Raw genomic sequence first — 12,134 nt, forward strand, 5'->3', positions numbered from 1 at the left:
TATTAAGTAAAATCTCAAGTAGTTTTACGCTTTTTGACGGCTATTTATTACATTTTTTTATAAACACCGTAGTCAAACCGTACCCCAAAATGTAAGTCTTGCCTGATTTATTTGTTAATATTGTCGGATTATTACCAAAATAACAATCTATTTTCTACAAAACAGATTTTATCAGCGTAATAAACTGTACTAACAAAAACTAAAAAAAAATGAAACAAAAAGACTCTTTTTTCGGCCGACCACCGAGAAATAATTATTATTTTTTGAAAAGGTATGTAATGCTTTTGCTCTTATTTTTATCGCCCTTTTTCAAAATTTATTCGCAATGCAACACGCTTATTTGGTCAGATGAATTTAACGGCACAACCGTCGATTTAACCAAATGGCAAAGTATTTCTGGAAACGGCTGTCCCTCGCTTTGCGGATTCGGAAATGCAGAGGCTCAGCGTTATGATCCTAATCAGGCCACAATTGTTAAAGAAGGAACAGACAGTTATTTAAACATTCAGGCGAAATACGAGCCAAATGCTTCCTTTCCGCAACAGCCTTATGCTTCGGCAAAATTGACGACGGAAGGAAAGTATGCTATTAAATATGGAAGAATCGAAGCCCGTATGAAATTATCAAGTGGAATGGGAGCTTGGCCAGCATTTTGGATGCTTCCTGCGGGAACTTCAAATTGGCCATACACAGGTGAAATTGACATCATGGAAGCCAAGCACAGAAACCCAAAATCGATTGATGGAACAATTCACTACGATGGCGGTGGTTATCATTATACAGGAAGAAGTTATAGTTCTCCTACTGATTTGTCTACAGAATTTCACGTTTATGCGGTAGAATGGGGACCAAATATCATTAAATGGTTTATTGATGGAAATTTATTTCATACCGCTACCCCAAATACAACTGTAAATGGCGGCTGGCCTTTTAATGACCAGCAGTTTTACATCATTTTGAATCTTGCTGTAGGAAGTTTAGGAACACCTTACACAAGTGTAAACGGTGCGGGCGTAGAACCCATTCCAGCTGATTTTCCAGCAAAATTGCAAGTTGATTATGTTCGCGTTTACAGTGGCAGTTTTACTTATGGCGTACTAGGTGATGCAAAAGTATACAACAATGAAACGGGTAAGACGTATTCTATAAATGCAATTGCAGGTGCCGCCTACAATTGGACAGTTCCTGCAGGCGCAACTATTACATCAGGACAAGGTACAAACACGATTACTGTAAACTGGGGGACATCTGGAGGAGATGTTTCTGTAGCGACGACAGTTTCAGGATGTGCCGCTAATACTTATAAATTGGCGGTAACGACAGAAGTGCCTTTACCAGTAGAAAGAATTTACGAAGATTTTCAATCGAACAGAAATGTTGTATACGGAAATAAAACAGGAGTCTTGACAGAAGCAGTTGCAAATCCTTCAGCTACTGGAATTAATACTTCGGCTTTGGTTGGTAAGTACGTTCGCAATTCCTCTGAATTGTATGATGTCTTAAATATCAAAAATGTAGTGATCAGTAATGCAAACGATTATGTTTACGGCAGAAAAAAGATCTCTTTTGATATTTATACTTCGGCGCCTGTTGGAACTAAAATTTCGATGCAGTTAGAAAATAGTTTGGTTACAACTGCAACAAATTTTCCATCAGGACGACACAGCGGTTATAAAGCGACAACAACAGTTCAAAACAAATGGGAAACAATTGAGTTTGAATTCGAAAAAGTAATCGACCCAAATACAAGTGCACTTACAATTAACAACGTAGTTTTCCTTTTTGAATCCAATTCTAATTCAGGAGCTACATATTATATTGATAATCTGCTTACAAAGGCAGCTCCAGAAAAACCAATTATTGCGACCGATGTTTTACAAAATTACGACGGCATCAATAAAATTATAAAAGGCACTACAACCGGAACGTATTCTGTTGTGGCAAATCCTGGAACTAATTCCGTTAATTCTTCCCCAAATGTGGCGAAGTACGTTCGAAATGTAACGGAGCAGTATGATGTTCTTTTCTTTAATACCCAAAGCACCATTGAAGATGCTGGTTTGTTAAAAAATCAGACCAATAAAATTATGATTGATGTCTATACTTCTGCACCAATTGGAACAGTTGTAAGTCTTAATTTAGAGAATAGTGCGACATCGCTTCCAGCTAATTTTCCAACAGGAAGAAATAGTAATTATGTAGCAATCACGACCAAACAAAATCAATGGGAAACGTTGACTTTCTATTATAATTCAAGTCCAGATGCAGGAACTTCAAATCTGGCAATCAACCAAATGGTAATATTAGCAAATTCAGGTTCTTATACAAGCGATACGTATTATTTTGATAATATCAGAATAGGTTCTACAAAACTTCCGGATACTTACACAGCTGGAGTTGTTTATGAAGATTATCAAACGGTTCATAATATTTCTTTCAGAGATGCTATCGGAACTTATACGCCAAACACTGCAAACCCGAATGCAAGCGGAATTAATACTTCATCAAATGTTGGAAAATATGTTAGAAAATCAACTGAATTGTATGATAATTTTTCATTCAATACCAGTTTAACCAATATTGGGGATTTCAAAAACGGAACTAAAAAATTTGCTATGGATGTATATACTTCAGCTCCGGTTGGATCTATAATTTCGTGGCAGGCAGAAAGCAGTGCTTCTGTTCCGTCTAATTATCCTGTAGGGCGACACAGTATTTATCAAGCAGTTGTAAAACAGACAAATACTTGGCACACACTTATATTTACGTATGCAAGCTCGCCAGATGCATCGACATTAGACAGCGAAGTAAATCGTTTTGTTTTCTTGTTAGAACCGGGTACAAGTTCTGGAAATACCTACTATTTTGATAATATCAGAGCAGTAAATTTAGTTTCTACAGAAAATCCTCCAGCTGGATTGCCATCACCTTGGATCAGTACCGATTTAGGAGCTGTCACTCCTGCGGGAGAAGCAACTCACGCTAACGGAACTTTTACCATAAAAGGTTCAGGAAGTGATATTTGGGAAACAAGCGATCAATTTCAATTTGTAAACCAATCCATTACTGGTGATGCCGAAATTATTGCCAAAGTAAATTCTCTAACCAACACAAATACATACGCTAAAGCGGGAGTGATGTTCCGTGAAACGCTTACGCCAACATCTAAACACGCTTTGACCGATGTAAGTGCCGCTGCGGGTATAGAATTTTTAACACGAGATGCTGTTTCAGGAATTACGACGGCTCAGGTTGTTGCGGGAACAGCTCCAAAATGGGTTCGTGTCGTACGATCAGGAAATGTGTTCACATCTTATTCATCTGATAATGGAACAACTTGGACACAACTTGGAACCCCAAAAACTATTGCAATGGCAAACACAATTTATGTAGGAATGGCAGTTACCTCTCATGTAAATGGAACATTAGGGACAGGAGTTTTCAGCGATGTTATTGTGCGAAATATTACGCCAAATCCTAATGTGAACTTAGCTTTAGCTAAAACGGCGACAGCCTCTACAGAAGAAAATGCTACTTACTCATCGGCGAAAGCCACAGATGGAGATGCAGCAACACGTTGGGCAAGCAGTTTTGCGAACGCAAGCGAGTGGATTTACGTTGATTTGGGAAGCAATTACAATATTAATCGTGTAGTTCTAAAATGGGAAGCCGCTTTTGCAACTCAATACAAAATTCAAATTTCGACAGATAATGTTTTTACCGAAAACGAAACCATAAACACACAGACAGCCAGCGATGGAGGAACTGATGACTTGGCAGTAAGCGGATCAGGAAGATATCTCCGAATATTATGTACGTCAAAAGCTTTAGCGCCTTACGGATATTCTTTGTTTGAAATCGAAGCTTACGGATCTGCATCAACAGCCAAAAAAGCAGCTGCTGTTATTGATGATGCTCCAGCAGAAATTACAGTTTTTGCAATGTATCCGAATCCGGCAAACAATTATGTACAGCTTTCAGTACCTGAAAAATTAGATAATAAAGTGATAACAATTTATGATAATTCAGGAACACTGATATTGCAGAAAGAATTGAATTCTGGGACCACTGAAAATGCTATAGACATCAGCAAACTCAGTAAAGGAATTTATATACTGAATTTCAAATCAGACCAAAAAAGCTGGACTAAAAAATTAATTAAACAATAACAAAACCCGTTGGGTGTGATGATCCTAAATAATTGCACCCAACTTTTTACGCCTAATTATTTTCTCATTCTTACTATTAATTAAAACCAATTTATTAACCCAAATAAAAAAATCAATGAGGAATTTTAAATTACTAAAAAGTGTTTTTGCGACAGTATTATTTGTATTGCTGTCTAACTTTATGTATGGGCAGGGTCCTATACCGTTTACAATCAGTAATACTTCTACATTTAATGACAGCGAATTATATGTGGCTATTGTGGGTATTGATTACACCACTGGAAATCACGTCTGGGTAAATGCCAAAACGAGTCAGGTTTTGCCAATGAGTTCATCTTATAATACTGTAACCGGACCGACAATTGGCGGAAATACCGGACCGGGACAAAACTCAAAATATGCTGCTTGTTTTACTAAATTGAGCGAAATTCCGAATAAGACTTTTACACTGCCACAAATTGCAGGCTGCAGGGTTTTTATTTCGAAAGGGCAGCAATTGTATTTTTACTTTTTTGGAGCAAGTGGAGCGCCATCGGGATATACTTCACCAAATCCGCTGAATGCTACAGATCCGAATCAGGGAATTTTATATGAAATCATTGAATTGACTAACAATCAATATGGTTTCTTCGGAAATCCTTCTCGAGTGGATTCGTATAAATACCCAATGGGATTAGAATTATTTGGAGCCAATGGATATCAGAAAAAAGTAGGTGAATTAAAAAAGCACGAGGATATTGTTGCAGCCTTCAAAGCCAATGTTCCATCAGAATTTCAAGGTTGTGTCAACGATGCAACGGGAGAAATTACAGCACCGTCTAAAACGCCTGCTTTTGCAGACGGAACAGGAGGAACCAGTGTTGGACCACAAGCTAATTATTTGAAATCTTATATTGATGCAATTTGGAACAAATACAAAAATGAAGATTTGATCTTTTACGCCGGAGATGCCGGAGTTTTTAAAGGAAGAGTTATTGGCGAACAGCTTGAAATGGTTGGGCAGTCTGGAGGTTTTGTCGGTCGTACAGGAAGGGTTCAAAACAGACCTTCGACTCAAGAAGCACTAGAAGGGAAAGGTGTTCTGGACAGAAGATTGGTCGATGGAGATTTAGATCTTGTTATTCAGGCACAATTAACTGCAGCTATAAACAGGCATGTTGTAAATACTACAACTGCAAATCCGGGACAGCAAAATTGGTACGATGCTTCGAAATTTTATCAGGTAAATCCAACGAATCATTATTCTAAATTTTGGCACTTGCCTGGAATAAGCGTTGATAATCTTGCTTATGGATTTGCTTATGATGATGTTGCTGATCAATCGCCATCACTTCATTCGCCACAACCTACTAAAGTTATCGCAAGTTTTGGAGGATACGCAGGAATTGTTCCCGCTGTTCCTGCAACAACAGATGTAATCACGGTTTATAAAGATTGTAATTACACTGGATTTTCTGGCGGATTGACAATTGGAGATTATAATCTGGCACGTTTAAATACTTTAGGTGTTTTAAATGATGATATTTCTTCGCTTAAAATTACTCCTGGTTTTCAGGCAATTTTATATCAAGATGATAATTTTACTGGAGCCTCAACTGTAATTAATTCTGATAATGCTTGTTTAAACACAACGTGGAATGACAAAGTAACTTCTATCAGAATTTTGGCAAACGGAACAACAACTTTAGGAAATCAGACTTTCTTTTTGCAAAATAGAAATAGCGGTTTGTATATGGATGTTTGGAATTCAAGTTTATCTAATGGCGCAGGAATCAATCAAGGTGCTCTTAATTCCGGAAATAATCAGAAATTTACTTTTACACATCTAGGAGACGGATTGTATAAAATTATTGCCAATCACAGCGGACAGTCTTTAGATGTAAACAATTTTAATAAAGCCAATGGTGCGCGTGTAGAACAATATCCATACAATGCCACAACGAATCAGCAGTTTGTACTAGTTTCTACAGGCGATGGATTTTATAAAATTGTAGCCAGACATAGTGGTAGAATTGTAGAAGTTGCAGGAGCAAGTACAGCTTCTGGCGCTATTGTACAGCAATGGGACAATAACAATCAGACTTGTGGACAATGGAAATTAGTTCCAGCTACAACGTCACAGACTTCAGTTTTAATTCAAGCCGAGGATTATTCTGCAATGAGCGGTATTCAGGTTGAAGCTACAACAGATGCAGGCGGAGGCTCAAACGTAGGTTACACAGAAACTGGCGACTGGTTAGCATATAACAGTATTAATTTTCCAACAACAGGCTCTTATTTAATAGAATACAGAGTAGCAAGTGCTGTAACAGGCGGCAGGTTATCATCTGATTTAAACGGAGGAACAATTGTTTTAGGAAATGTGGATATTCCAAATACCGGTGGATGGCAGAACTGGCAAACTGTTTCGCAAACTGTAAATGTGAATGCTGGAACTTACAATTTCGGAATCTATATTCAAAATACGGGAATGAACATCAACTGGATAAAAATTACTAAAGTTGGTGCTGGTTTAGCTGCAAAAACGGCTTCTGCACCAGTTGCCGAAGAAATTCCAGTTGAAACAGCTTTAAATGTTTACCCGAGTCCGGCAGACAGTGCAATTTTCTTTACGACAGATGTTTCTGGAGAAAATGTAAAAATTGTTGATTCTCAAACGGGAACAATGGTTTTATCTCAAAAAATCAATAATAACAGTATGGATGTTTCTCATTTAAAAAAAGGAATCTATTTTGTTGTTTTTGAAAAAGAGGGCAAGCAGACTATCAAACGTTTTATTAAAAAATAGTTTTAAAAACTGATTTTTGGCTTTAAATTTTAGATAATAATAAGTAGTGTTAGTTCTACGAAATTAGATTCCAAATTAATCTAAAATTTAAAGTCTTAAATCTATCCCGTCCCGAAGCTTCGGGATAGGGATTAAAAAAATACAACTCAAAAACCTCCCCATAATTTACGAGTTTATTAATCTATTAAAACAATTATTATGAAAAACAATTACAGAAGAATGCTGCAGAAATGCATACTTATTTTAGTTTTGGGTGTTTTTAACTTAGCAGTAGCCCAAAAAAAAGTTATCGCTTATATTCCAAACTGGATTGATTTAAATGCTTTTTCGAGCACGATTCAATACAGTAAACTAACGCACATCAATATTGCGTTCGAAAACCCTGATGCAAATGGATATCTGACTTTCAATTCAGGAAGCAATACTATTATCAATGCGGCGCACGGACAAAATGTAAAAGTTTTTGTTTCGCTTGGCGGAGGTTCCGTTTCAGAAGGCGGTGCAATTCGCGATAATTATTTTAACCTCATTACACCGGCAAACAGAACTGCTTTTATTCAAAAAATCTACGATTATGTTGTAGCTCATAATTTTGACGGAGTCGATGTCGATCTTGAAGGCCCAGCAATTAACGGAGATTACGGCGGATTTGTAATAGCTCTGGCTAATAAATTACATGCTAATGGCAAGCTGATTTCAGCAGCGCTTTCAGAAGGTTATGGCGGTGCAAATGTACCTTCATCAACTTTTGCAACATACGACTGGATTAATATTATGGCTTATGACGCAACAGGTCCTTGGGCGCCTGGAAGTCCAGGACAGCATTCTCCTTACAGTATGGCAGTAAATCAGTTTAATTACTGGACAGGAAGAGGATTACCAGCAAGCAAAGCTATAATAGGATTGCCATTTTATGGTTATGGTTTTGGAGCTGCGGCTAATCAAGGAATTTCATATGCAAATATCGTAGCGCAATATCCTGGAGCTGAAAATTTAGATCAGGTAGGAAATACAATTTATTATAACGGAATTCCAACAATAAAAGCAAAAACAACTTTCGCGATTCAAAATGCGGGCGGTGTTATGATCTGGGAATTATCACAGGATGCTGTTGGTTCTAAATCATTATTAACAGCTGTTAACCAAGTTATTACAGGAAGTCAGCCACCAGCAACAGGAACTTTGATTCAGGCTGAAAGTTATAATGCTATGAGCGGGATTCAAACAGAAGCAACAACAGATACCGGAGGCGGTTTAAATGTTGGTTATGCAGATACAGGAGACTGGCTGGCGTATTACAATATCAATTTCCCAACTTCAGGTTCTTATGTAATTGAATATAGAGTTGCAAGTGCTGTTTCAGGCGGAAGATTATCTTCTGATTTAACTGCAGGAACCATTCAGCTTGGTGCTGTGGATGTACCAAATACAGGTGGATGGCAAAATTGGCAGACGATTACGCAAACCGTAAATGTAAATGCCGGAACATATAACTTCGGAATATATGTTCAAAATACAGGCTTTAATCTAAATTGGTTCAGAATCACAAAATCAGGTTCAGCTTTAGCGGCAAAATCGGCTTCTACAGATAAGATTGAAAGTCTGACTGTTTATCCAAGTCCTACAGAAGATACACTTTTCTTTTCTGCAGAAGTTTCTGGAGCAGATGTAAGTGTAATAAATTCTCAAGACGGCGGTACAGTTTCTACACAAAAAGCAAATAACAACAGTATTGACGTTGCTGGTTTAAAAAGCGGTATCTACTTGATTTTAGTTGAAAAAGACGGAATCAAAACAGTACGACGTTTTATTAAAAAATAAGTTTTTGCTTTATTGTAAAATTATTTAAACACATAGAAACATGTTTTATTTTTTTAATAGAGTTGATTTTAAAACGCCTCTATGACGAATTATAAACCATGTATCTATGTGTTAAAATTCATAATTTAAAATTGTAATCCCCTTTAACCCCCAAATTAATATGAAAAACAATTACAGATTTCGATTAAGTTTACTTTTATTTCTGGCTTTTGGCTATTTTGCAATGGCTCAGACTTCTTTAGGTTCCAGTAAAACTTTTATGAACAATTTAAAGAAAGAATTGGTAAAATCAACTGCTTCAAAAAGTACAGATAAAACAGTTTTGCTTGAAGCAGCAAATTCAAAAACCTTTACTGGAAAAATCAATTACAAAGAATCAAATGAATCAAGCGAATTTTTAATTGGAGAGATTAAAAATGTTGCAGAATCTTCTTTTTACATTAAAGTAAAAGATAAATCACTCGAAGGTCATATCATTTTTAAGAAAACAAGAGAAGCCTATAAATATTATTCTGATGCTCAAGGAAATGCCTACGTTTCTAAAGTTGATATTAATACACTAGTCTGCATCGATTATAAAAATGTTCCTTCAAATACTGCTAACACAACAAGTAAAACTGCCGCAGCACAAATTGCTCCTGCATTATTAAATCTGCAAAGTTTGCCAGGCGCAGCCGGATGTGTAATGTTAGATTTTGACGGTTATAATATGCCGGCAGGAAATCTTTGGAACAACGGAAATGCCATAAACGCAGCTCCATCAGGAATGAGCGATGCTGATGTACAGCAACATTGGGAAGTAGTTTCAGAAGATTATAGACCTTTTAATCTAAATGTAACGACAAGCGAAGCGGTTTTCAATTCGTACCCAAGAAATAGAAGAATGCGCGTGGTGGTAACTCCAACCAATACTGCAGCTCCGGGAGCAGGAGGTGTAGCTTATATTGGTTCCTTCAATTGGGACAATGATGTACCTTGCTGGGTATTTATTACTTCAGGTAAATCTGGTGGAGATGCCTCAGCGCATGAAGTTGGCCATACTTTTGATCTTGGTCATGACGGACGTACGAATCCAGCTGAGGATTATTTTCTTGGAATTGACGGAACTTCGTGGGCGCCGATTATGGGTGCAGGTTATTACAGACCTGTGGTACAATGGAGTAAAGGTGAATACAATTATGCCAATAATCTGCAGGACGATGTAGCCACAATTGCTGGCTCTAAATTTGGAGTTGGCTATCGTGGAGATGATTATGGAAATACTACGGCTTCTGCAGCAAATTTAGATTATAACGGAAGCGGAGCCATCAATCAGAAAAACGGTATTATTTCGAGTGAAGCTGATTATGACTTCTTCACTTTTACAACTGGCGGAGGAAATGTTTCAATAAATGCTAATACGGTTTCCAGAGATGGAAATCTGCATCTTTTGCTTCGATTGTATAATTCGGCTGGAGCTGAAATGGGAACGTATTGGAATTCAGATCCATTTGCTTTGAATGCTTCTATGAATGTTAATCTTCCGGCTGGTAAATACTTTATTGGAGTTGATGGAAACGGAGCAGGAAATACAGGTTATGGAGGATATTCTGCCTACGGTTCTATCGGGAGTTATTCTATTACAGGGACAATTCCCCCGGGAGGAACTATAGCGCCTTCTACAGATGTAATCACAGCTTATAAAGATTGTAATTACACAGGATTTTCTGGAGGATTGACAATTGGAGATTATAATTTAGCACGTTTAAATTCTTTAGGAATTTTAAATGATGATATTTCGTCTCTTAGAATAACGCAGGGATTTCAGGCAATTTTGTACCAAGATGATAATTTTACCGGAGCTTCAACTGTAATCAATTCAGATAATTCGTGTTTAAATACAACTTGGAATGATAAAGTTAGTTCTATCAGAATTTTGGCAAACGGTGTTACTACTTTGGGGAATCAGACTTTCTTTCTTCAAAACAGAAACAGCGGTCTTAATATGGATGTCTGGAATGCCAGTTTAGATAATGGAGCCAATGTTGCCCAAGGAACAGCAAACACAGGAAACAACCAAAAGTATACATTCACACATTTAGGTGATGGCTTATATAAAATTATTGCCAATCACAGCGGACAATCTTTAGATGTAAACAATTTCAACAAAGCAAACGGTGCGAATGTAGAGCAATATCCGTATAACGGAACTACCAATCAACAGTTTATTTTAGTTGATACTGGAGATGGTTTTTATAAAATTGTAGCCAGACACAGCGGCAGAATTGTTGAGGTTGCCGGAGCAAGTACGGCAAATGGTGCCAATGTACAGCAATGGGATAACAACAACCAGACTTGTGGACAATGGAAATTGATTTCTACAACTGCGTCGCAGACTTCCACTTTAATTCAAGCCGAAGACTATTCGTCAATGAGCGGTATTCAGGTTGAAGCTACTACAGATACTGGCGGAGGTTCAAATGTTGGCTATACTGAAACCGGTGATTGGATGGCTTATAACAATATTAATTTTCCATCAACGGGTTCTTATTTAATAGAATACAGAGTAGCAAGTGCTGTAACCGGAGGAAAATTATCATCTGATTTAAACGGAGGAACTATTGTTTTAGGAAATGTTGATATTCCAAATACGGGAGGATGGCAAAACTGGCAGACCGTTACGCAGACTGTAAGCGTAAATGGTGGAACGTATAATTTTGGAATCTACATTCAAAATACCGGAATGAACATCAATTGGATTCGTATTACAAAAGTAGGAGCAGGAGCGCCAATTGCGTCAGCGAATATTAAAGAAGAGGGAGAAATCAAAGAAGCTGCATTTAATGTATATCCAAATCCAGTTTCTGAGACGCTTTTCTTTACAAAAGACGTTTCTGGAGGAAGCCTGAATGTGGTTGATTCTCAAACTGGAAATGTAATTTTATCTCAAAAAATAAATGACAATAGTTTGAATGTTTCGAATTTGAAACAAGGAATTTATTTAGTTGTTTTTGAGAAGGATGGAGAAAAGACAATTAAGCGTTTTATTAAAAAATAATCTTAACCCATTTGCCATAATGGTTTTTGATACATTAAATTTAAGGTTTTAATGTAGTGGAAGGCTGTCAGAAATGACAGCCTTTTTTTTGTTTTTAATGTGATATATATAGTTTTCCCTACAGGACAATTTTGGAGTGTTGACATTTTTAGTATACCAACAATAAACTCCTAGCGGATTTACCTCATTAGAGGTAAACGATTGAAAGAATATAAATGGCTATCACCACAGAAAATTATCCTAGAGTGACAACTGATTTTTTTTATCGATTAAAAATCTCGTAAACATTATCATTCGATAACAATACGATAAACGTAAT

4 protein-coding genes are annotated in these 12,134 nt (G+C 37.0%); all 4 read left to right on the plus strand.

Features of this window, described 5'->3' with window-relative positions; translation table 11 throughout:
• The first annotated feature begins 209 nt into the window (after nucleotides 1-209).
• The 4 genes from IR010_RS16395 (at nucleotide 210) to IR010_RS20145 (ending at nucleotide 11,815) form a co-directional block, all read left to right on the plus strand.
• On the plus strand, nucleotides 210-4,169 hold the full coding sequence (locus IR010_RS16395; RefSeq protein ID WP_194569640.1) for a family 16 glycosylhydrolase: 3,960 nt from the start codon (nucleotides 210-212) through the stop codon (nucleotides 4,167-4,169).
• 115 nt (nucleotides 4,170-4,284) lie between these two features.
• Nucleotides 4,285-6,957, plus strand: a complete 2,673-nt coding sequence (locus IR010_RS16400) for a beta-1,3-glucanase family protein (protein WP_194569638.1) — start codon at nucleotides 4,285-4,287, stop codon at nucleotides 6,955-6,957.
• 198 nt (nucleotides 6,958-7,155) lie between these two features.
• Nucleotides 7,156-8,778 (plus strand): glycosyl hydrolase family 18 protein, encoded by a 1,623-nt coding sequence (locus IR010_RS16405; protein WP_194569636.1) that lies wholly within the window; start codon nucleotides 7,156-7,158, stop codon nucleotides 8,776-8,778.
• Between the two features lie 160 nt (nucleotides 8,779-8,938).
• On the plus strand, nucleotides 8,939-11,815 hold the full coding sequence (locus IR010_RS20145; RefSeq protein WP_228515178.1) for an RICIN domain-containing protein: 2,877 nt from the start codon (nucleotides 8,939-8,941) through the stop codon (nucleotides 11,813-11,815).
• Nucleotides 11,816-12,134 lie beyond the last annotated feature (319 nt).

The sequence above is a fragment of the Flavobacterium sp. MR2016-29 genome (genome assembly GCF_015350695.1).
Taxonomy (GTDB): domain Bacteria; phylum Bacteroidota; class Bacteroidia; order Flavobacteriales; family Flavobacteriaceae; genus Flavobacterium.